Below are 23,486 nucleotides of genomic sequence, written 5' to 3'. Positions count from 1 at the left end.
TATTGTTAGTTTATTCTTTTTCGATGAAAGAGCTTCATCACGATTTTATTTTACAAGATATTTTACCATTTACTAATTCAAAAATTGCTAAAAAAGCTGAAGCAAAAATAATAAATGTAAAAAACACAATTACAAAAGTACTTTTTAAAAATTAATATCCGAGATATATTTTATTTTCTGCCTTTAAAAATGATCAAACTTTAATAAATTATAACAATTTTTAAATGATTTGTAAAAATTACAGTCCTATTTATCACTTTAAGTAAAAAAGATTTCTTAAAAATAAATGATTTCTTGTTCATATCAATCTTATTCCTACTTTTGTAATTGTAATTTTTACATTTATTAATACAATCGATTACATTATCAAAAATTCTTATATAAAATGATAAAATTAAAAGGCATAACTTGGAACCATACAAGAGGTTTACTTCCAATGGTTGCTACATCGCAACGTTTTACTGAACTACATCCCGAAGTTGAAATTTCTTGGGAAAAGAGAAGTTTACAAGAATTTGCCGATGCCTCTATCGAAGACTTAGCCAAAAGATTTGATTTATTGGTAATTGATCATCCTTGGACAGGTTTTGGAGCACAGACTAAAGCAATTCTTCCGCTATCTGATTATTTATCAAATGAATATATTAAAGATCAAGAAAGTAATACGGTTGGAAAATCATACGGAAGTTATGTTTTTCACGACAAATTATGGGCGCTTCCTATCGATGCTGCAACTCCGGTTGCTTCTGCCCGCTTAGATCTTTTAGAAAAAAATAATTTAGAAGTTCCTAAAACTTATGATGATTTATTGGCTTTAGCGAAAAAAGGTTTAGTCGCTTTTGCTGGAATTCCAGTAGATGTTTTAATGAGTTTTTATATGTTTTGCTGCAGTTTGGGTGAAGCTCCTTTTCTTTCTGAAGAAAAAGTGATTTCTGAAACGATAGGAATCAAAGCGCTTCAAATGTTTAGAGAATTAGCTCAATTAATTGATCCAGCTAACTTTAACCGTAATCCAATTCAGGTTTATGAGGCGATGGTTAATTCAGACGAAATTGCCTATTGCCCTTTTGCTTATGGTTATTCTAATTATTCCCGCATTGGCTACAGCCAAAACCTTTTACATTTTTATGATTTAGTCAAATTGAATGATAATCCGATGATTTCTTCTTTGGGAGGAACTGGATTAGCGGTTTCTTCATTCAGCGAACATATTGAAACTGCCATAAAATACGCTGAATTTACGTGTTCATCACAAGTACAGCAAAATATTTATACCGATAACGGCGGTCAGCCAGGACATTTACAAGCTTGGAAAAGCGAAAGAATTAATGGTGTAACGCACGATTATTTTAAAAATACACTTCCTGCGTTAGAACGTGCTTTCCTTCGTCCGAGATATTACGGTCATATGTATTTCCAAGATCATGCGGGAGATGTGGTTCGTAATTATTTGATGAATGGAGGAGAAGAATTAAAAGTATTGGAAGAAATGAATTCGCTTTACGCGGAATCTCTAAAAATCCAGACCGTATGAGACCTTTAGAAGGATTAGTTGTTCTAGAATTCTGCCAGTTTTTAGCAGGACCTTCAGCTGGTTTAAAACTAGCCGATTTGGGCGCACGCGTCATCAAAATCGAGCGTCCTGTAAAAGGTGAAGCTTGCAGACAATTGAGCATCAAAGATTTATTTGTTGATGATAGCAGTTTGCTTTTTCATACGATTAACAGAAATAAAGAATCTTTTGCAGCCGATTTAAAAAATCCTGACGATTTGGTTTTAATCAAAAAACTAATCGAAAAGGCGGATATTATGACGCATAATTTCAGACCTGGAGTGATGGAAAAAATCGGTTTAGATTTTGAAAATACGCTTTCTATAAATCCCCAAATTATTTACGGAACCATTACAGGTTACGGAAATGAAGGTCCGTGGGCAAAAAAACCGGGGCAAGATTTATTATTACAATCGCTTTCTGGATTAAGCTGGTTAAGCGGACGTAAAAGTCAAGGGCCAGTTCCTTTTGGATTGGCAGTTGCTGATTTAATGTGCGGAAATCATTTTGTACAGGGAATTTTAGCAGCACTTTTAAAAAGAGCCAAAACCAAAAAAGGAGTTTTGGTAGAAGTCAGCTTGTTAGAATCTATTCTAGATGTGCAATTTGAAGCGATTACTTCTTTCTTAAATGATGGCGGTCAACTGCCTGAACGTGGTGATATTAAAGGAAGTGCGCATGCTTTTCTGAGTGCTCCGTATGGAGTTTATCAAACGCAGGACGGTTATTTATCTCTTGCAATGGGTGATTTACTTTTTATTGGAAAAGCTTTAGGTTTGGATTTAAATGCATTTGCGGATAAACATCTTTGGTTTGAAAAACGCGACGAAATCAGAACGATTTTAAGTGAAAGAATTCAAACCCAAACTTCTGATTATTGGATCGAAATTTTGCAGAAAGAAGGCATCTGGTGCGGAAAAGTTTTTAATTACGAAGAACTGGATAATCAGCCTTTTGTAAATGAATTACAGTTGAAACAAACCGTAAAAAATTCCGAAGGCGAAACTTTGGTAACCACCAGAAGTCCAATTCAGTTGGATGGTGAGATTTTATTAAGTGATAAAGCAGCACCAAAAGTTGGACAAGATAATTTGATTATACATAAAGAGTTTATTCGCTAGATTGTTGAATCGTTTATTTGTTTAATCGTTTAATCGTATTAAACAAAACGACGAATTAACGGTTAAACAAATAAACGATAAAACGGTTAAACACAACATGAAACCATTAGAAGATTATTTAATTGTAGATTTCAGTCAGTTTCTTTCGGGGCCGTCAGCGAGTTTGCGTCTGGCCGATTTGGGAGCGCGCGTGATAAAAATTGAAAAACCGGGAACGGGAGATATCTGCCGTACTTTATATACTTCTGATTTGATTATGAATGGCGAATCGTCCGTTTTTCATACCATCAACAGAAACAAAGAATCTTTTGCGATTGATTTTAAACAGCCAGAAGAGCTCCAAAAACTAAAAAAACTATTAGCAAAAGCTGATGTTGTGATGCACAATTTTAGACCCGGCGTGATGGAACGCATTGGTTTGAGTTATGATGACGTAAAAAGCATTAATCCAAATGTGATTTATGGATCTATTTCAGGTTTTGGAGAACATCCCGATTTGAAAGATTTACCGGGACAAGATTTGCTTTTACAATCTTTAACGGCACTAACTTGGTTAAGCGGAAATCAAGAAGATGGTCCAGTTCCAATGGGATTGTCGATTGTTGACATGCTTGCCGGAGCACATTTAGCTCAAGGAATTTTAGCCGCTTTATACCGAAAAGCAACTCATAATATTGGCGCACAAATTCAAGTCAGTATGCTGGAATCGGCATTTGATTTTCAATTTGAAACGATTACCACTTTCTTTAATGACGGAGGAGAATTGCCTGTTCGAACTAAAACGAATAATGCACACGCCTATTTGGGTGCGCCATACGGAATTTACAAAACCCAAAATGGTTATTTAGCATTAGCAATGGGATCGATTCCTGTTTTGGCTTCTCTGCTGCAATGTGATGCTTTATTGGCTTTCCCTGAAAATAAATTTACGCTTAGAGACGAAATAAAAAATATTCTTGCCGATCATCTGCAAACGCAGGAAACACAATTTTGGCTGGATATTTTAGAACCAGCCGACATTTGGTGCGCAGGAGTTTTAAACTATCAGCAGTTATTTGCCGAGGACGGATTTAAGGTTTTGAATTTTACGCAGCGAGTCGAAATGCTTGACGGATATACGTATAAAACAACACGCTGTCCCATAAAAATTGACGGTGAATATCTGACTTCTGGAAAAGGTTCGCCGAAACTGGGTCAAGACAACGAGAAAATTATTAAAGAATTTATAGACTGTTAATGGAAAAAATTAGAATCGCCGTTCGAAAATTCGATCCCTTCGAAAGCACACTCCAAAAGCTGTGGGACGCTTTCTGTCTTCAAAATAATATTCAAGTTGAATCTGAAATGATTCCAATGAAACTTCATGAATTGTATGAAACCACGATTTCTAAGAAAGGCTTAAAAGAAGGAAAATGGGATATTGCGCACATCAACACCGACTGGATTTTTGATGCTGTACACGAAAAAGCGGTTCAAGATTTATATCCTTTTATAGCAGAAAATCCGCCTGAGAATTATCCTTACGGTTGGCATAAATCGCTTTTGCATTTACAAAAGTTGGATAATGGAACGTACGGACTCCCTTTTCACGACGGACCGGAATGTTTGATTTACAGAAAAGATTTATTCGAAAACGAAACTGAAAAAGAGAATTTCAAAAAGCAATTTGGTTACGAACTTTCAACACCAAAAACTTGGAAGGAATTTATTGAAATTGCAACTTTCTTTAATCGCCCAGAACAAAATTTATACGGCAGTATTTTTGCCAATTATCCAGATGGACACAATATGGTCTTTGACTTCTGCCTGCAATTGTGGACGCGTGGAGGTTCTTTAATCAACAATAAAAATCAAATTTGCATCGATAGCGAAGCAGCAGTTCAAGCTTTAGATTTTTATCGAAAAATTGTCAATAATAAAAATGCCGTTCACCCAAAATCTAAGGAATTTGGTTCGGTTGAAGCTGGTTTGGCTTTCGCCGAAGGACAAGCTGCAATGGCAATCAACTGGTTCGGATTTGCCTCAATGGCTGAAGTGATTGAAGAATCGAAAGTAAAAGGCAAAATTGATATTACTTCTCTTCCATCCGATCCAAATCATAAAACGGCATCTTTAAATGTCTATTGGCTTTACACCATTGGTTCAGGAAGCAAACACAAAAAATTGGCTTATGATTTTCTACGTTTTGCCACGACTGCTGAAAGCGATAAATTGTTGACGAAAGAAGGCGGAATTGGCTGCAGAAAATCAACTTGGAAAGATGAAGAAATCAATACTTTGATTCCTTTTTATCATAAGTTGGAAATGCTTCACGAAAATGCTTTGACATTACCACAAACTCCAATTTGGCCAAAGGTTTGCGAATTTATAGACCATATGGTTTTAAAAGCCATTAATAGCGATATTCCTTCGGCACAATTATTAGAAGAAACACAGATTAATATTCAAAAAATAGAATAGATATGAATATTCCATATAAACCTTTATTACCTGAAACAGAACAGCCAATTATCATTATTGGGGCAAGCGGCATTGTAAAAGATGCGCATCTTCCTGCTTACGAAATGGCTGGTTTTAAAGTTTTTGGTATTACAAATAGAACAATTTCAAAAGCACACGATTTACAGAAAGAATTCAAAATCGACCATGTTTTTGAAAGTGTTGCTGATGCAGTTAAAAATGCGCCATCAAACGCTGTTTATGACATTACGGTTTTACCTGATCAATACATCGAAATTTTAGAGCAATTGCCTGATGGAGCTGCAGTTTTGATTCAGAAACCAATGGGCAATGATTTAAGTCAGGCACGCGAAATTGTAGCCGTTTGCGAAAGAAAAAACTTGGTAGCAGCGATTAACTTTCAATTAAGATTTGCTTCGTTTGTAAGTGCTGCACGCTATTTAATCAACGAAGGGATTTTGGGGCAGTTATACGATTTTGAATTCAAAGTAACTGTAAATACTCCTTGGGAATTGTTTCCGTTAATTAAAGAACATCCAAGATTGGAGATTCTTTTTCATAGCGTTCATTATATCGATTGTATTCGTTCTTTCCTAGGAAATCCGAAAGGTGTAATGGCGAAAACTGCCAAACATCCTCTTAAAAAATTATCTTCGAGCAGATCTACCATTATTTTAGATTATGGCGAAGATATGCATGTGGTTATTAATACTAATCACGATCATCATTTTGGGCCGAAACACGAAGAAAGCTATATAAAATGGGAAGGAACAAAAGGCGCTGTTAGAGCAAAAATGGGCTTGCTGATGAACTATCCCGACGGTCTTCCTGACGTTTTTGAATATGCTTTACCAGTAAAAGAAGGCGAAAATGAATACCAATGGACAGAAGTTAAATTGGAAGGTTCTTGGTTTCCTGAAGCTTTTATTGGCGCAATGTCAAATCTGATGCGTTATAAAGAAGGTTCTGATGAAAAATTGTCTGCCAGCGTACAAGATGTTTTAGGCACAATGAAAGTTGTAGAAGCTTGCTACATCAGCAGTAAAAATGGTGGAATTTCTTTTGATGAAGTGTAATTAAAACACTATATTTCAAAACCAAAAAACAAAATTTTAGTCCTCTTCAAAACAAACGTGATTTTGACATTTATTTGAAAGAGTATGACGAATAAAAAGTAATTAAATTATGTATTTTAAAGCGACTTTTTTCGAAGATTATACCATCGACGATAAACGTATAACGGTCGGCAGAACGATAACAGAAACTGATTTTGTAGTTCACGCTGGACACACGGGAGATTTCTTCCCACACCACATGGACGAAGAATGGTGTAAAACACAACCTTTCGGCCAAAGGATTGCACACGGAACCATGGTTTTCAGTATCGGAATCGGTTTGACTGCATCAGAAATAAATCCAGAAGCTTTTTCAAGAGGTTACGACAGAATGCGTTTTGTAAAACCTGTTCACATTGGCGATACAATTCATTCTGAAATCACTATTTCTGAAAAAGGCGAAGCTAAAAACCCTGAATTGGGCGCTGTCACAGAGCATGTAGAAATCATTAACCAACGCGGTGAAGTCGTTTTGGTTTGTGATCATCTATTGCTTGTGAAGAAAAGGTCCTAAGATGCTAAGATTCTAAGGTGCTAAGTTTTTAAATACTTTGCGACTTAGTGCCTTTGTGGCAAAAGGAAAAAACTTAGAATCTTAGAACCTCAAAAAATAAAAACAAAAACTATCTAAAAAATGCAAATTACAAACCAAGCTGGCGATCAACACGAAGTGCCGACAGAAGGCGGAAAAGGAAATCAATACCTTTTGCCTTTTATTTTAGTTACATGCCTATTTTTTCTATGGGGAATGGCCCATAATCTTGATTCTGTATTGATTCCGCACTTGAAAAAAGCTTGCGAATTAAACAATCGCCAATCTACTCTTATCGATACTTCTGTATTCTTTGCTTATTTTATCATGGCAATTCCAGCTGGAATGCTGATTAAAAGGTTTGGTTACAAAAACAGTATTATCACAGGTTTATTAGTTTTTGCAATTGGAGCATTTTTATTTGTTCCTGCAGCTAATACTAGAACTTATGAATTATTCTTATTTGCTTTGTTTGTAATTGGTTGCGGATTAACCATTTTAGAAACCAGTGCCAATCCGTATGCTGCGATTTTAGGGCCAGCTGAATCTTCTTCAAAAAGATTGAATTTAGCTGCTTCTTTCAACGGATTAGCAGCAATGGTAGCGCCAATCGTGGGTTCATTATTTATTCTTTCTGGAACAAATCATACAAAAGAACAAATGGCAGCAATGCCTGAAGCTGAAAAAGCGGCTTATTTATTAGGAGAAGCAGCCTCTGTAAAAATGCCTTATATTGTATTGGGAAGCATTTTGGTTTTAGTAGCAATTGTATTCTATTTTGTGCAATTGCCTTCTATGAAAGCTACTCACGCTGAGGCTGAAATTAAACCAGGTTTTTTCTCCGTTTTAAAATTTAGACATTTAAGCTGGGGAGTTGCAGCGCAATTTTTCTATGTTGGTGCGCAGGTTTGCATAACAAGTTTCTTTATCAGAATTGCACAGCAAGGAGCTGGATTAGACGAAAAAACAGCTGGATATTACTTAGGAATTTATGGTTTCCTTTTTATGGCGGGACGTTTTATTGGAACTTTCTTTTTAAGGTTTGTGAAAGATTATGTTTTGCTTTCTATCTATTGCGTAATGAGCGTTTTACTTTGTCTAGTAGCAATCTATGGCTCTGGAATTGTGGTAATTTATGCACTTGGAGGAATTGGGTTCTTTATGTCAATTATGTTCCCAACTATTTTCTCTTTGGGAATTAAAGGCTTAAAATCGAATACAGAAACAGGGTCTTCTTGGTTAGTAATGTCAATTGTTGGTGGAGCGATTATTCCTTACGGAATGGGAACTCTAATCGACATGAATCATGATGATATTCAGTCAGGATATATTATTCCGTTAATCTGCTTTTTGATTATTCTTTCTTTCGGAACTTACGGACATAAAGTAAAAGCAGTTTCAGAATAGATTTTGATATATATATAAATCAAAAACGCCTCCAATTGGAGGCGTTTTCTTTTAGTCGTGTTTAAGATTAATGGTGTTTTCCATTAGAGTGATCGTGGTCTTTGTTTGATGACTGTTGTTTGGAGTTATTATTTTCTTTTCCTTTATTATTCCCTTTGCTGTTTCCATTCTGGTTTCCATTGTTACCTTTTGGTTTTTCTCCTCTATTTTTTTGAGGTTTTCCTTGGTAACCTTTTGGATAACTCGCTCTGTGTTTTGCATGATATTTATAAGGAGTATCTCCTTTGTAATCATTTAAAACCACTTTATAGCCTGAATACAAATCATATTGTCTGTAATTTGCAGGAAGTTTTTTATCACGAGCCCATTTTCCGTTGCTCTCGTAGATAAATACACTTTGATTTACATCATAATACACATCAATGTCTGGCAAATAGTAATATCTGCTGTCGTCGTTACCTTGTGGTCCCCAATTTGGAGGAGTACCAATGTTAACATTGATTGAAACTTGTTGGGCATGAGCAAAAAATACACTCATAAATAGCACTGAGGCGAATACTAACTTTTTCATGTCTTTAGAATTAAATATTAATTTTAGTAGATATTAATCGAAATTAATGCCAATATTTAAGCTTATAGCATTCATTATACAGAACCGCTGAACTAATCGACGAATAGTGCCTTTTTACCGACATAGCTTTTAAAAAAAATGCCTCATTTCTGAGGCATTTTTAAGTCATGTTTTCTTTTAATAGCGACCATAATATTGGATATAAAATGATCAATGTGGAACGATTACTAACTCACATATTTACTTATCCGTTTTTGGATGAATCAAAAGTAAATACAATTTATCATTATAGAATAAAATTTAGACCAAAAGCACAATTGTAGCGACAAACGTACAATTTTAAGAAATCAAAATACTATTTCCAGCCGCCGCCTAATGCTCTATACAAATTAATAACAGCTTGTAATTTCTGCAGATTATCTGCTACTCCACTTAACTGAGCTGCTAAAAGGTTTTGTTCCGATGTTAAAACGTCTGTATAATTGGTTGCAGAGCTATATTCTAAAAGTTCTTGAGTAAAGTCTACTGCTTTTTCTAAAGCTGCAATTTGTTTTGCTCTCGAATCTTCTTTTTCAACAGCCATTTGATACGAATACAAAGCATTTGAAACTTCCTGACCCGCAACTAAAAGACTTTGCTGGAAACTATTATATGCCTGTAATTGTTGGGATTGAGCTGTTGTCAATCTCATTTTATTAAGTCCGTTATTGAATAAAGGCTGCGTTAATCCTCCTATAATCGAATAAAAAATAGAATTACTAAAGAAATCTTTCAATTCTAAATTTGAAAATCCTGTGCTTGCTGTAAGTGTCAAACTTGGATAGAAATAAGTTTTAGCCAAATTAGTCGACTCAAATGCCACTCTGAAGTTAAATTCCGCTTGGCGGACATCAGGACGATTGTTTAATAATTGAGCTGGCATACCAATTGCAATTTTCTCAGGAATAATCTGCGTTCCTAAAACACCTCTTTCAATTGGTCCAGGAGCTTGTCCTAACAAAATATTTAAAGCGTTTTCTGTCTCACGTATATTTTGTTTTAAATCTGGAATTAAAACTTCCGCCGCATGCTGATTCGCTTCACTTTGAACTACAGCCGCACCAGTTACAATTGCACCTTCTTTTAGCTCTTTAATTGTTGCCACATTTTCGATACGGCTTTTTAAAGTCTGTTCTGTAATTTCCAATTGTTTGTCATAAGCCAACAACAAGAAATAATTGTTTGCAATATCTGCGATCAATTGTGTTTGAACTGCTTGTTTTGCAGCATCAGAAGCTAAATATGTTGCCAAAGCCGCTCTTTTAGAACTGCTTAGTTTTCCCCAAACATCAATTTCCCAAGAAGTGCTTACACCTAACTTATAAGTTGTTGTTAAAGTATTGATGTTGATTCCTGAAGGAAAGTTTAATCCTGCCTGAGATTGTTTTGTATGCGTAACATTAGCATCTAATTGCAATGTTGGATAATAAGCCAATTTGCTTTGACGCAAAGAAGCTCTTGCCTGCACAATATTCTCAATTGCATTTTTCAGATTCAAATTCTGTTCTAATCCTTTTTGAATTAAAGCATTCAGTTTTTCATCTTTAAAAACAGTATTCCAAGGCATATCTGCAATTGAAGTCGAATCTGTTGAAGACTCATCACGGTACAATTGATCAGTTTTTAAAGTTGTGGGGCGTTCGTATTTATTGGTAACAGAGCACGCACTAATTAGTGCGGCTGTTATTACCAGTAAAATATATTTATTTGAACTATTCGTCATCTTTATTGTAATTAAATTTTACTCTTTGTGAGCTTCTATTAAATGAATTTCGTCTTCATCGTCATCTTCATCATCATAACCATCTTTTGCTGGTCCGCTTACTTTTTCTTGTAATGTTTGGAAAATGATAAACAATACAGGAATTACGAAAACTCCTAAGATTGTACCAATTAACATACCTCCTACGGCTCCTGTACCAATAGATTTATTACCAACAGCACCTGCGCCAGAAGCAAACATCAAAGGAACAAGTCCGAGAATAAAAGCAAATGAAGTCATCAAGATCGGACGTAAACGTGCTACTGCTCCTTCAATCGCCGCTTGTACAATAGGCAGACCTTTACGTCTTCTGTCCAAAGCAAATTCGACAATCAAAATACCGTTCTTCGCCAAAAGTCCGATAAGCATGATTAAGGAAATCTGCAAGTAGATATTACTATTCAGTTTAAAAATAATCGAGAATAAATAAGCTCCCGCCAATCCAAACGGAATTGATAATAATACTGCAAATGGCAAAATATAACTTTCGTACTGCGCACTTAACAAGAAATAAACGAATACCAAACACAATAAGAAAATGAAAATCGTTTCACTTCCCGAAGCTAATTCCTCACGAGTTAATCCAGAGAATTCATATCCATAACCAGCTGGAAGATTTTCTGCAGCCACTTCTTGAATTGCTTTAATAGCATCTCCAGAACTATAACCTGGTTTTGGTGCTCCCGTAATCGAAATTGACGTAAATAAGTTAAATCTCGAAATAGATTCTGGTCCAAATACCCTTGTCATTTTTACGAACTCTGTAATTGGTGCCATATTTCCTGCACTGTTTCGAACGAATATTTTATTCAATCCTTCTGTATTCGCTCTAAATTCTGGAGCTGCCTGAACCATTACACGGTATTGTTTACCGAATTTGTTGAAATTCGAAGCGTACAATCCACCATAGTAACCTTGCATTGTTGACAGAATAGTATTTACAGAAACTCCAGCATCTTTCGCTTTCGCTAAATTAATATCCATCATATACTGAGGGAATCCAGGGTTGAATGGCGTCGTTGCGTATTGAATTTCTGGACGTTCTGCTAATTTTGCCAAGAACTCATTATTTACTTTATAAAACTCAGAAGTTGTATGTCCTCCTTTATCCTGTAACTGGAATTCAAATCCACCACTTTGTCCAAAACCTTGAATCGTTGGAGGCGAAATGAAGAAAATACTTGCTTCACGAATACCGCTAGTTTTAGCAAAAAGCTGTCCAATTACATCATCCACACTTAAATCACGCTGATCCCAAGGATATAATTTCACAATTACCATACTGTAAGCACTTCCCGCTCCCGCAGTAAAGTTCTGTCCAACAATACGAAGTGTATTTTTAACTCCTGGAATAGTTTTCGCAATACTATCAACTCTTTTCGCAATAATATCTGAACGTTCCATCGAAGCTGATGGCGGTAAACTAATATTCGCGAAAACAGTTCCCTGATCTTCCGAAGGAACGAAAGCTGAAGGTGTAGTTTTCATCATATAAACCAATGCCACACCAGCAATTACGATTGAAGCCAATGCAATCCATTTTTTCGCAGAAAGGAAACTTACAGAACGTTTGTATCGTGCCGTAACATTATCGAATGCAACGTTGAATGAAGTATAAAAACGCTGTAAATAGCTTTTATGTTTATGATCGTCGGCATGTGGTTTCAATAAAAGCGCACATAAAGCTGGACTCAAAGTCAAGGCGTTAACTGCCGAAAGAATAATCGCAACAGCCAGTGTAATACCAAACTGTTTATAGAAAACTCCAGTTGATCCGTTAATAAAGGTTACTGGAATAAATACCGCGGCCATTACCAAAGTAATCGAAATAATCGCTCCCGAAATTTCGTCCATTGCATGAATAGTCGCTTTTTTAGCCGATTTATATCCGTGATCGAGTTTGGCGTGTACCGCCTCAACGACCACAATCGCATCATCGACCACAATACCAATGGCAAGTACCATTGCAAAAAGCGTCAGTAAGTTAATCGTAAATCCGAATAAATTCAGGAAGAAAAACGTACCTACAATCGCAACCGGAACTGCAATCGCCGGAATTAAAGTCGATCTAAAATCTTGAAGGAAAATGAATACTACGATGAAAACCAATATAAAAGCTTCAATCAAAGTGTGAATTACTTTCTCGATAGAAGCATCCAGATTTTCGTTGACATCCACCATGATGGTGTATTTCATTCCTTTTGGAAAACTCTTTGCAGCTTCTTCAATCAGTTTTTTAGAATTGATAATTACATCTCGTGCATTAGATCCCGGAGTCTGGCTGATTGCCATTGCTGCCGATTCTACACCGTTTGTTTTAATAGTTGATGAATAACTTAAAGATCCTAACTCTACTTTAGCCACATCTTTAAGTCTCAACATTTGTCCGTTCCCAACAGATTTGATAATAATATTTTCAAATTCTTGAGCGCTGGTTAAACGTCCTTTATATTTAATTACGTATTGAAACGCCTGATTTCCGTTTTCACCAAATTTACCTGGTGCTGCTTCGATATTCTGCTCAGCCAAAGCTGTAGAAATATCACTTGGAATCAGTTTATATTGCTGCATTACGTCTGGTTTCAGCCAGATTCTCATAGAGTAATCTTTTGAACCAAAAACAGTTACATCACCTACTCCAACTACACGCTGAATCTGTGGTACAAGGTTAATCTTCGCATAATTTTGAAGAAACGTTTGGTCGTAAGCTTTATCATCACTGTATAAAGAGAAAATCAACAAGTTACTACTCTGGCTTTTCGTAACAGTAACCCCTGCCTGAGTTACCTCTACAGGTAGTAAACTTGTTGCTCTCGAAACCCTGTTTTGAACGTTTACCGCTGCTAAATCAGGATTGGTTCCCACTTTAAAGAAAACTTTAATAGAAGCATTTCCATCATTTGTGGCTGTAGAAGTCATGTAAGTCATGTTTTCTACACCATTAATTTGTTCTTCCAACGGAATTACAATACTTTTAAGTACCACATCTGCATTGGCTCCGGTATAACTTGCTGCCACGTTTACCGTTGGCGGTGCAATATCCGGATATTGAGAAATCGGTAACTCAATTAGGCCTAAAACACCTAAAATAACGATAATAACAGATATTACCGTCGAGAGTACGGGTCTTTGTATAAATTTTTTAAACATTTTTTTTATTTTAATTCGGCGTAAACTGTTTCCTGGCTTTGAGTTTGGGCTTTAATTTCAGTTCCTTCTTTTAATGAAGCTACTCCTTCTAATACGATTTGATCTCCTGCTTGTAAACCGCTTGTTACCACGTAATAATTTCCTGCTGTATTTTCAAGCACCGTAATATTTACATTCTTTGTTTTATTGTCTTTTCCTAATACTACCGCAAACATTTTATCCTGAAGTTCAAACGTTGCACTTTGAGGAACAATGATTCCTTCTTTTATGTCTTTTGGAATACGAACTGTGGTACTGCTTCCGCTTCTGATAATTCCTTTTGGATTTGGGAAACGAGCTCTTACATTTACAGTTCCTGTTTCAGTATTGATCAATCCGTTTACGGTTTCAATATTCCCTTTTTCATCATACGCCGAACCATCTGATAATAATAATGAAACCGCTGGCATGGTTTTGATTTTCTGAGTTAATGAAGCTCCAGTACTGTTTTCTTTAGTAAAGTTTAAAAGTGCTTTTTCGTTCATAGCGAAATAAGCATAGACATTTCCAATACTAGAAACTGTTGTTAAAGGTTCTGTTGTATTAGAGCTTACTAAACTTCCTAAACGGAAAGGAATTGAGCCTACAACTCCATTTACTGGACTTGTAACAGTTGTATATCCTAAATTAACTTTAGCATTTACTAAAGCTGCATTTGCTTGAGCCAAAGCCGCAACAGCTGACTCATAAGTATATTGAGCAGATTCTAAATCATATTTACTAATGATTCCTTTTTCTACCAATGGCTTAACTTTATTTACAGCCAATTTTGCTGAACTTACTTCTGCTTGAGCACTTTTAATACTTGCTGCTGCTGTACGAACTTGTTGTTCATACTCTGGCGCGCTGATTTTAAATAATGGCTGTCCAGCTTTTACTACTGCTCCTTCATCAACAAAAATCTTATCGATGTAACCTTCAACTCTTGGACGGATTTCTATATTTTGCTGTCCTTGTATACTAGCTGGAAAGTCGCTGTTTAATGTAGCAGATTCCGGCTGTAATACAACAGTTTTATACTCTTTGATTTGCGGTGCACCGCCGGCTTGTGCCGATTTATCATTTTTATTACCGCAAGAAGCGATAATAACTGAGGCTGCGAGAATACTTAAAAATGATTGCTTCTTCATCTTGAAAAATGTGTAATTATCTATTATATGCCAACAAAAGAACTAAAATATAACACACGAAATTTTTCAAATAGACGAAGAGCGAGAGACAATCGATAAAGGCAAGATGACAGCCGACGGAATTTTTTTAAATATTAAACAAGTGTTTAATTTTTATCTTATCGGTTCTAAAATGCTTTTTAGAGACTCTAAATCGGGTTTGGGCGATTGCTCAAATTTTATATTCAAATAAAATGTAATATTGTCCTTAAAATCAGAAATTAAAATGACACCAAACTTTTTTAGACCTTATCTTTTTACTGGATTACACATACTGGGATGGTTCTTATTAGGGTATCTTATGTTGTTTTACATTCCTTTAACTTGGAATGTTGTACTTCCGCAAGCATTCTGGCTTTGGCAGAGTATAATCTTATTTCTTTTAATAGTTGTTTTTTATTCAACAGCAAAAATCGTTGTTCCAAAAACCATTATTAAAGACAATACTTCTCTCTATTTAATCTGGGCCTTTCTTGCCATTCTTACATTACAATTAATCGCTTATTTTTATACTTCTCAAACGGATCTTCATAATCAAATTAGTAAAGCAATTGGTTTTAAAAAATATAAAAATCCGTACTTTGACAATTACGTTTTTACACTGACATTACTGGTTTTAGGAATCAGTACGAGCTGGGCCATGTTACAGCATTGGCAGAAAGCTGCACAGCATAAACTTAAATTAGAGCAAGACAAAACTATGGCTGAATTAGCCATGCTGAAAGCACAGATAAATCCCCATTTTTTCTTTAATTCACTTAATAGCATTTATTCGCTTACTTATACTGATATTGAAGATTCTAGAAATGCACTTCATACTTTAAGCCGAATGATGCGTTATTTGCTTTACAGCACAGAAGGCGAACGAACGACATTATTTAAAGAAGTTGAATTCTTAAAAGATTTTATCGCTTTGATGAAACTTCGTGCCAATAGTAAATTAACTATCACTACAGAAATCCCTGAAAAACTGCATGATTATCCAATTGTTCCAATGTTATTATTACCTTTAGTAGAAAATGCATTTAAACATGGCGTTCATGCAACTGATAAAAGCGAAATACACATTAAACTTTCGCAAAATGATACTGATCTTGAATTTGAAGTAGAAAATACTTTCTTCGAAAAAACATCAGTTTCTGATGAAGGCGGAATTGGTTTAACCAATACCAAACGTAGATTGCAATTGATTTATCCAAATCAGCATTCTATCACTTTTGGAGTTACCAATCACGGAACATATAAAATTAAACTGAAAATAACTTTAGAGCAATGACCTTATTAAAATGTATAGCGGTAGATGATGAACCATTGGCTTTAAAACTAGTAGAAACGTTTATACACCAAACTCCGTTTTTAGAATTAATAACAACATGCGACAATGCTGTAGACGCAATGGGTATCATTCGAGAAACAAAACCTGATCTAGTTTTCTTAGACATCAATATGCCCAATTTGAGCGGAATGGAATTGGCAAGACTTCTTCAAGATCAGCCTGGACCGTTGCCAAAAATCGTGTTTACAACGGCATACAATCATTATGCAATTGAAGGTTATCGTGTTAATGCAGTCGATTATCTTTTGAAACCTTTTAGTTACGAAGAATTCCTTCGCGCTTCGAGTAAAGTTTTACAATTATCAGAAGAAGCTAATAATCACTTTAATACTATTGCGGCTGATGATGAATTTATCTTTCTAAAAGTCGAATACCAATGGGTTAGAATTTCATTAAAAGACATTACTTATATCGAAAGTCTGAAAGATTATGTAAAAGTACATCTTGAAGATTCTCAAAAAGCTTTATTATCACTGATTTCTCTAAAAGCTCTCGAAGAAAAACTTCCTTCATCAAAATTTATGCGTGTTCACCGTTCGTTTATTGTTTCGCTAGATAAAATAAGCGCAATTAGTAAAAACTTCATTTTTATTGATAAAATAGAAGTTACAATCGGCGAACAATATAAAGAAGCTTTTAAAACACTAGTCGATAAGTGGCTGAAATAAAATTAGAATTACAAAAAATCATGGAAAAAAGATCAAACAAATATTACCTGACTTTAAGTCTAAAGGAATATGCAAACGGCGAAACTCAGCCAGCAAAAGAATTAGGAATCGAATTTGACAATCACGACGAAATTTTCGCAATTATAGAACGAATCAAAGAAAAAAACATTTTTCCAGACGATTCTCAAGCAGTTCAGTTTGCTTTAGGATTAAAATTATTTAGCGAAATCAAAATAAAAAATCGCAAAAATCCGCTTTTTGATGAATTAAATGAAGTTTTTCCAATCTTCATGAAAAAATTAAAAAGTCTTTAAAAACACCTTTGAGAATAAGACTTCAAGCTTATTCTCTTTCAACTTTTGAATGTTAAATTTTGGCTAAGAAATAAATAATCTAATTCTTACTGGCAATATTTTCCAACAATATCCCGTTTTTCAATTAATGCATGTCCCACTAAATGCTTTCCTAAAAGAAGTTTAATTTCTAGTTTGAAATTCTTTTGCTTCATAAAAATAGCATAAGCATTTAGGCATCTTTAATTGAAAATATAACTGGAGAATTTCATTCAAAAGCAAAACTTTCATTTTAATGAATCTCTAAAAACAATATTCACTTTTGGATGTTTGATAATGCAGAGCTATTTTTTAACCTATAAAATGAAAGCATTATGATAATTCAAAAAAGTATTTTTCTTCTTACCGCAATTTTCGCTTTAGGAAGTTGTTCAAATAACGACAATACTGACGAAGGCACCGATCCAGGACCAACAGGACCGCCTGTCGAAACTGGTACTGCAAATACAACTTATCAGCCAGCCTTTTCCGGACAGACACGTGCAGGAAGTATTCAAACCACAACAGAATATGAAGCTAAAGTAATTACCAGCGGTTTAAGTGCCCCTTGGGGAGTTGCTTATCTTCCTGACGGACGTCTTTTAGTTACTGAAAAAGCAGGCAATATTCGAATTGTTACTCAAGCTGGAGTTATTGGTAATGCTTTAACTGGTGTGCCTACTGTTAATCCAGCAGATCAAGGTGGGTTATTAGGAATTTGCCTAGATCCTGAATTTGCAACAAACAGAATGATTTATTTCACCTTCTCTGAAATTGTAGCTGGCGGAAATATTACCGCTGTCGCGAAAGGACGAATTTCAGACAACGAAACTGCACTTGAAAATACAACTGTTATTTATCGTTCGAATACACCAAACGCAAGCACACTACACTATGGAGGCCGAGTTTTATTTGACAAAACTGGAAATCTTTTTGTGAGCATTGGTGAAAGATCTGTTTTACAAACACGTCCGCTAGCGCAGTCTGTAACCAGTAGTTTGGGTAAAATTGTTCGTATTACAACGAACGGACAAGCTGCAGCAGGAAATCCATCTTTTACACAAAGTGGGGCTTTACCAGAACTTTACACTATTGGCCATAGAAATCCGCAAGGCTTGGCTATTCATCCAACAACGGGTGAATTATGGCAAAGCGAGCATGGGCCGAGAGGCGGCGACGAAATTAACCGAATTAAAGCTGGGGCAAATTATGGCTGGCCAACAATTACTTACGGAATCGAATATAGCGGAGAAAAAATTGGAGAAGGAATTACACAGCTAACTGGAATGGAACAGCCCGTTTATTATTGGGATCCTGTAGTTTCTCCTAGCGGTATGACTTTCTACGCTGGAAACCGTATTCCAGAATGGCAAAATAATCTATTCATTGGTTCATTAAGTGGCACACATATTGTTCGCTTAGCTTTTAAAGATAATAAAGTCGCTGGAGAAGAACGATTATTGGCCGGACAAGGACAAAGATTTAGAGATATTACTCAAGGAAAAGATGAAGCATTATACGCCGTTACCGATCAAGGAAGACTTTACAAAATTGATAAAAAATAGAAAGTAAACTTGTTCACTATACATGCCAAAAACGCCCCAAATATGGGGCGTTTCTATTTTATGTTTTTTTGTTTCAGGTTTCAGGTTTCAAGTTAAACGCAACGGAATAAAACATGAAACTTTAAACTTGAAACAAAAAAATTAAGCTTTTGCTTTTCTTTTTACTGTACAGCCAATTTCTTTAGTTTGGGTAATTGCTGGTTTTTGACCGCTTTTTAATGATGCAATTACATCTTCTGCATATTTTACTTTTTGAGGGTTATTTCCTTCTGGATCATTATCGATTGCTCCAACATATTCTACAACATTTCCTTTTGAAGTTTTAGAAACGATAAAAATGTGAGGTGTGCGTTTTGCACCATATTCATCTGTAATTTTTTGTCCTGGGTCAAATAAATATGGGAAAGGATATTTTTTATCTTTTGCTAAATCTTGCATTTTTGCAAATGTATCTGCATTAGAAGCTTCAGGATCATTTGGATTTATTGCAATTACAGGATATCCTTGTGATCTGAATTTTTTATCTAAATCGATAATTCTTTGCTCATAACCAATTGCGTATGGACAAGTATTACAAGTAAAAACGACGATATAACCTTTTGCATCTTTAAAAGTTCCAAAAGAAACGTCTTTGTTGTCAACATTTTTCAGTTTGAAATCTGGAGCGGCATCGCCCGCTTTAAGTGTTACAGCATTTTGTGCGTGAGATAGAAAAGCAGAAAATGCTAATGCTAATAATAAGATTATTTTCTTCATAATGATTTACAGTTTTTTATATTCAGTTAATAATTGTTCATAGGTAAATTCGCTTTCAACAAATTTTCTTTTATCATTTTTAATGAAAAGCGTTGCTGGAATGCTTCCTGACCAGCTCGGATCAATTCGATCAATAAACTCTTGTGGATTGCTTTCGTTTAAAAGAAAGACTTCATTCTTTAAGTTTTTCCTTTTTACAAACGGAATTACATTCGATTGCAATTTGGATTTAAAATCTAAGCTTACCAATAAAACAGCTACTTTCTCTGATTTATGTTCTGCTCCCAATTTCTCGAAATGCGGTAATTCTTTTATGCACGGCGCGCACCAAGTTGCCCAAAAATTGACTACATAAGTGCTGTCTTTTCCGTTTTTAATTCTTTCATTAAGCTGATTTATATTTAAAAGCTTTACGTTCTGATTGTATCCTTTAATGGAAAAAAGCAGAAATAGAAGAAAGGAAATTTTTAAAAGTTTATTTTTCATAGACCTTTTGATCTTAAAATTAATTTGTTTCCTACAAATATAAACTAATGCTTAATTAGATTTTGTTAATGAAAATCTAATGATTCTTTTGAGGTTCTAATATGTTGAGATTCTATGGTGCTAATTAAATCTATCGTTGCAAAAGTTTTTCAAAAATTTCTTTTTCTGAATTTTTAAGCTCTTTGCTAATCTTAGCAAAACCTTTACTTTGTCCAAAAGTGGTATACATAATGCTTTCCCAGCAATAATCTGCCATTTCCTGTATATTAGTACCACTATCTGAATATTCTTTTAAATCTTCCTCTGTAAAATAATACGAAATGAAATTCTCTCTGCTATCCAACAATAATTTTAGGCTCTTCTCATTTGCAAAATAAGAAACGAAAGCTTTATTATGCGGATGTTCCTGCATGGATAAAACGGCATTTATATAAACCTTTATAGATTTTTCGGTTACGCCGAATTTCTCTAAAAATACAGATGTAAATTTTGCATGAACAGATTGGTGTTCATCATCAACTGTTTTATAATAATCAATCAGAGTATCAAAATATTTTTCGTCTTGTAATCCTAAAGCAAAAACGGCAAAAGTCGATGGCATGGCACAATTTTCGTCTTCAAGATTGTTGTACCATTCATATTTCTTTTTAGCCAGATTAATATATTCTAAAATGTCATTGTGAAGATTTGGATATTTAACAGCTCCAGCAAAAAGATAGTTCTGCCCGCATTTTGGAAGGCCTTTTATTGGGAGTAATTCTTTATTTTTTGATGAAAAACTAATTTCGAAGCTTTTAGGAAAATCAAATTTTAGAAGGCTGTTAACGAAGTTTAATGCTTTTTTATAACTTTCTTCTGTTTCAGTAATCAGTTTTATATTGATTGTCGCAAAAACATCATTGGCTTTAGCTGTTAAATCGCTGTCTTTGTATGCAATTAGTTCTTTTGGAAGTTTTCCTGTTCCGTTTTTCTTAAGCTGTTCTACTTCATCAGAACCTAATTCCGTTACAACATCAAAATACTCATTTGCAGTAACTGTGGCATAACTTGGGCCGTATTTAATATGAGAAACAGCGATATAACATATAAAACTTAAAAGTTCTTTTTGTTCTTCTGTCAATATTGGTTTCGGAAGTTCTTCTTGAGTTTTTGGTATAAAAATCTTGTATTTGCCTTTTTTTACTCTTTCAAAACTATTAAAAACTAATTCCTCAGCTTGCAATCCTAATGAATAACGGTAACTATCAAATCCTGTAAGTTTTCGAAGTTTTTCTACAAATGAAATATAAAACTCTTTTGAAAAAGGTCTAGTCTGGAAAAAATATTCAATTATGGGTGATAGCAGAAATTTTTCGCCCGAATCTAGTACGTACGGATTTGGATATGCTTTATCAATTTTAACTGTATTATTATCAATCGCTTCAATGAATTTTTCTAAAAGCGCTTCGTTTCCTTCTATTTTTACTAAATAATTTAATTCTCTCATTCTTTATTTTATTGTCACATTTTTAATTTGATTCTTCTTCTTCTTCATCATCATATTCTTCATCATCATATTCTTCATCATCATAAGAAAGATAAGACCAATCTATATCCATATTATCCAAAATAGCATCAAATCGTTCCTGATCGCTTGATCCAATAAAAGCTCCCGTACAATTGTTTTCCTGATCGAATGACAAACTGATCACTTCATAAAAATCATCTGTATATACTTTTTGATTTTCTCTGCTGATTTCGGAAACAAGAGCATAATTCTCTTCAATAAACTTTACAATTTTCGAGTCAATTTCTCCTAAATAATTTCCATTAAATTGAAGTCCGCCCAAAGTTCCATTAAAAACTGCCATCAGCAGAAAAAAGTTCTCCGTAGTCTCGGTTTCCATTTCCCAATCCGATTTTTCTATCGTATCATAATTGCCATAAATCGGCGGATTTTCCTGTGATAGATCTTCCTTTTTAATTCCCCAAAAGGCTACGTTTTGATTTTCTTCATAAAAAATCAAAAAATCATCATCAGAAAATCCGATTTCATTTTCAGGTTTCAAAAGTCTGTTAAAGCAGTAATTTAGGTTTTCCTCTTTTCCTAATTCCAGATAATATTCTTTTAATTTAAAGGAAGTTTTATATCTAATGTTTTCTCAAGATCGAGAATTTGATTTTCTGAAAATCCGTAGTTTTCAGTTTCAGACAAGTTGTAAAGGCGTTTAATCTTTTGAATATAATTCATTTTAGGCTTCTATTTTTACGAAGTGAAAAATAAACAATTAATTACAAGCTTGCAATCACTTTATAATGATAATCTCACTTTTTAGCAAAAGCAATTTCTTAAGATTAGGATGTATTTTCTAGTCATGTTTTTTTGACTAATTGACTGGCGATGATATTCGGCTGAACTTTGCAACATATTCATAAATCCGAGAGTACCTTTTAAAAATTACTATGAAAATACTGTCGATACTATTAATCCTGATTTGCAGTTCAAGTTGCCAATCACAAACGAATTCAAAAATGAGTGAAAACAAAACAAATCCGTTATTATGTGATCCTGTAAGTGGAATGTGTGAAATGCCTGTTGGCGAAAAATCAAATGAAAAAACAGCTATTCCAACAGAAAATAAACCTGTCAAAATAATTTACTATACTGATCCAATTTGTTCTTCTTGCTGGGGAATTGAACCTCAACTTAGAAAACTAAAATTAGAATATGGAGATTATTTTGAAATTGATTACCGAATGGGCGGTTTATTGCCCGACTGGAGTTATAACAGCGGCGGAATAAACAAACCTTCTGACGTTGCACATCATTGGGATGAAGCCAGTTTATATTACGAAATGCCAATCGATGGAAATGTTTGGATTGAAGATCCGTTAGATTCTTCTTATCCTTCTTGCATTGCTATGAAAGCGGCTCAGATGCAAAGCAAAGAAAAAGCGATTTACTTTATGCGTATTCTTCGCGAAAAGCTTTATCTCGATAAAAAGAATATTGCAAAATGGGAAAACATAGCAGAAGCTGCAAAAATCGCAGGTTTGGATGTTCCGAAACTAAAAGCAGATTATGATGATGCCGAAGAACTTTTTCAAGAAGATTTAAATTTAGGAAAAACTCTTGGCGTACGAGGTTTTCCAACTTTATTTTTGGCTGATGCCGATAATAATCAATTAACTGTTTATGGTTCTAAGCCTTACGATTCTTACGAAAATGCTTTATTAGTATTATTTCCTGAAGCGAAAAAGAAAAGCATTCAAAATGAAAATCCGTTAGATTTGTTTGAGATTTTTCCAACATTGGCTCCAAAAGAATATGCTGTCATTTTATATAAATCGACTTCTGAAGCTACTTCTATTTTAGAGAAATTATATCAGCAAGGTTTATTGGATAAAAAGACAATAAAGAATGGTTCACTTTATATTAAAAAATAA

General features: G+C 34.5%; 21 protein-coding genes. 12 read left to right on the top strand and 9 right to left on the bottom strand.

Going from position 1 to position 23,486, the window contains the following annotated elements:
* Window positions 1-385 precede the first annotated feature (385 nt).
* The 7 genes from DM444_RS19365 to fucP all read left to right on the top strand — a co-directional run bounded on the left by DM444_RS19365 (window position 386) and on the right by fucP (window position 8,187).
* Window positions 386-1,534, top strand: a complete 1,149-nt coding sequence (locus DM444_RS19365; protein ID WP_111289695.1) for an ABC transporter substrate-binding protein — start codon at window positions 386-388, stop codon at window positions 1,532-1,534.
* The gene (locus tag DM444_RS19360) at window positions 1,531-2,673 is read left to right on the top strand and encodes a CaiB/BaiF CoA transferase family protein (protein WP_111289693.1); all 1,143 of its coding nucleotides are present in this window, start codon (window positions 1,531-1,533) and stop codon (window positions 2,671-2,673) included. Before DM444_RS19365 ends, DM444_RS19360 begins: the two co-directional genes overlap by 4 nt.
* A gap of 97 nt (window positions 2,674-2,770) precedes the next feature.
* On the top strand, window positions 2,771-3,910 hold the full coding sequence (locus DM444_RS19355; protein ID WP_111289691.1) for a CaiB/BaiF CoA transferase family protein: 1,140 nt from the start codon (window positions 2,771-2,773) through the stop codon (window positions 3,908-3,910).
* Window positions 3,910-5,133, top strand: a complete 1,224-nt coding sequence (locus tag DM444_RS19350; RefSeq protein WP_111289689.1) for an extracellular solute-binding protein — start codon at window positions 3,910-3,912, stop codon at window positions 5,131-5,133. Before DM444_RS19355 ends, DM444_RS19350 begins: the two co-directional genes overlap by 1 nt.
* Before the next feature lie 2 nt (window positions 5,134-5,135).
* The gene (locus DM444_RS19345; RefSeq protein ID WP_111289687.1) at window positions 5,136-6,209 is read left to right on the top strand and encodes a Gfo/Idh/MocA family protein; all 1,074 of its coding nucleotides are present in this window, start codon (window positions 5,136-5,138) and stop codon (window positions 6,207-6,209) included.
* 109 nt (window positions 6,210-6,318) lie between these two features.
* Window positions 6,319-6,762, top strand: a complete 444-nt coding sequence (locus tag DM444_RS19340; protein ID WP_111289685.1) for a MaoC/PaaZ C-terminal domain-containing protein — start codon at window positions 6,319-6,321, stop codon at window positions 6,760-6,762.
* Window positions 6,763-6,882: 120 nt separating this feature from the next.
* Window positions 6,883-8,187 (top strand): L-fucose:H+ symporter permease, encoded by a 1,305-nt coding sequence (fucP, locus tag DM444_RS19335; protein WP_111289683.1) that lies wholly within the window; start codon window positions 6,883-6,885, stop codon window positions 8,185-8,187.
* Window positions 8,188-8,254: 67 nt separating this feature from the next.
* Here the strand turns inward: fucP and DM444_RS19330 are convergent, their stop codons facing one another.
* The 4 genes from DM444_RS19330 to DM444_RS19315 all read right to left on the bottom strand — a co-directional run bounded on the left by DM444_RS19330 (window position 8,255) and on the right by DM444_RS19315 (window position 14,878).
* On the bottom strand, window positions 8,255-8,758 hold the full coding sequence (locus DM444_RS19330; RefSeq protein WP_111289681.1) for a hypothetical protein: 504 nt from the start codon (window positions 8,756-8,758) through the stop codon (window positions 8,255-8,257).
* Window positions 8,759-9,113: 355 nt separating this feature from the next.
* Window positions 9,114-10,520: an efflux transporter outer membrane subunit gene (locus tag DM444_RS19325; protein WP_111289679.1), complete on the bottom strand. Its 1,407-nt coding sequence runs from the start codon at window positions 10,518-10,520 to the stop codon at window positions 9,114-9,116.
* 18 nt (window positions 10,521-10,538) lie between these two features.
* Window positions 10,539-13,709 (bottom strand): efflux RND transporter permease subunit, encoded by a 3,171-nt coding sequence (locus DM444_RS19320; RefSeq protein ID WP_111289677.1) that lies wholly within the window; start codon window positions 13,707-13,709, stop codon window positions 10,539-10,541.
* Window positions 13,710-13,714: 5 nt separating this feature from the next.
* Window positions 13,715-14,878 (bottom strand): efflux RND transporter periplasmic adaptor subunit, encoded by a 1,164-nt coding sequence (locus DM444_RS19315; RefSeq protein WP_111289675.1) that lies wholly within the window; start codon window positions 14,876-14,878, stop codon window positions 13,715-13,717.
* A 265-nt stretch (window positions 14,879-15,143) separates the two neighbouring features.
* Between DM444_RS19315 and DM444_RS19310 the strand changes: the two genes are divergently transcribed.
* The 4 genes from DM444_RS19310 (at window position 15,144) to DM444_RS19295 (ending at window position 18,818) form a co-directional block, all read left to right on the top strand.
* Complete coding sequence (locus DM444_RS19310) at window positions 15,144-16,193, top strand: sensor histidine kinase (protein WP_111289673.1); 1,050 nt, start codon at window positions 15,144-15,146, stop codon at window positions 16,191-16,193.
* Window positions 16,190-16,921 (top strand): LytR/AlgR family response regulator transcription factor, encoded by a 732-nt coding sequence (locus tag DM444_RS19305; RefSeq protein ID WP_111289671.1) that lies wholly within the window; start codon window positions 16,190-16,192, stop codon window positions 16,919-16,921. Before DM444_RS19310 ends, DM444_RS19305 begins: the two co-directional genes overlap by 4 nt.
* Before the next feature lie 20 nt (window positions 16,922-16,941).
* Window positions 16,942-17,235 (top strand): DUF3861 domain-containing protein, encoded by a 294-nt coding sequence (locus DM444_RS19300; RefSeq protein ID WP_111290139.1) that lies wholly within the window; start codon window positions 16,942-16,944, stop codon window positions 17,233-17,235.
* Between the two features lie 353 nt (window positions 17,236-17,588).
* On the top strand, window positions 17,589-18,818 hold the full coding sequence (locus DM444_RS19295; RefSeq protein ID WP_111289669.1) for a PQQ-dependent sugar dehydrogenase: 1,230 nt from the start codon (window positions 17,589-17,591) through the stop codon (window positions 18,816-18,818).
* A gap of 141 nt (window positions 18,819-18,959) precedes the next feature.
* Here DM444_RS19295 and DM444_RS19290 read toward each other — a convergent pair whose 3' ends face one another.
* The 5 genes from DM444_RS19290 to DM444_RS24005 form a co-directional block, all read right to left on the bottom strand.
* Window positions 18,960-19,574, bottom strand: coding sequence for a thioredoxin family protein (locus DM444_RS19290; protein WP_111289667.1), 615 nt, complete (start codon window positions 19,572-19,574; stop codon window positions 18,960-18,962).
* Window positions 19,575-19,580: 6 nt separating this feature from the next.
* The gene (locus DM444_RS19285; RefSeq protein WP_111289665.1) at window positions 19,581-20,060 is read right to left on the bottom strand and encodes a TlpA disulfide reductase family protein; all 480 of its coding nucleotides are present in this window, start codon (window positions 20,058-20,060) and stop codon (window positions 19,581-19,583) included.
* Window positions 20,061-20,190: 130 nt separating this feature from the next.
* Entirely contained in the window at window positions 20,191-21,546 is a 1,356-nt protein-coding gene (locus DM444_RS19280) for a DUF6138 family protein (protein ID WP_111289663.1), read from the bottom strand.
* 22 nt (window positions 21,547-21,568) lie between these two features.
* Complete coding sequence (locus tag DM444_RS19275; RefSeq protein WP_111289661.1) at window positions 21,569-22,108, bottom strand: SMI1/KNR4 family protein; 540 nt, start codon at window positions 22,106-22,108, stop codon at window positions 21,569-21,571.
* A gap of 59 nt (window positions 22,109-22,167) precedes the next feature.
* Window positions 22,168-22,290, bottom strand: coding sequence for a hypothetical protein (locus DM444_RS24005; protein WP_262510514.1), 123 nt, complete (start codon window positions 22,288-22,290; stop codon window positions 22,168-22,170).
* 281 nt (window positions 22,291-22,571) lie between these two features.
* On the opposite strand from DM444_RS24005, the gene DM444_RS19270 reads away from it, so the two are divergent.
* Window positions 22,572-23,486: a DsbA family protein gene (locus DM444_RS19270; RefSeq protein WP_111289659.1), complete on the top strand. Its 915-nt coding sequence runs from the start codon at window positions 22,572-22,574 to the stop codon at window positions 23,484-23,486.

This window comes from Flavobacterium ginsenosidimutans (assembly GCF_003254625.1).
Taxonomy (GTDB): Bacteria; Bacteroidota; Bacteroidia; order Flavobacteriales; family Flavobacteriaceae; genus Flavobacterium; species Flavobacterium ginsenosidimutans.
Note: the sequence above shows the minus strand (reverse complement) of the source record. Positions and strands in the feature narration are given on the sequence as shown.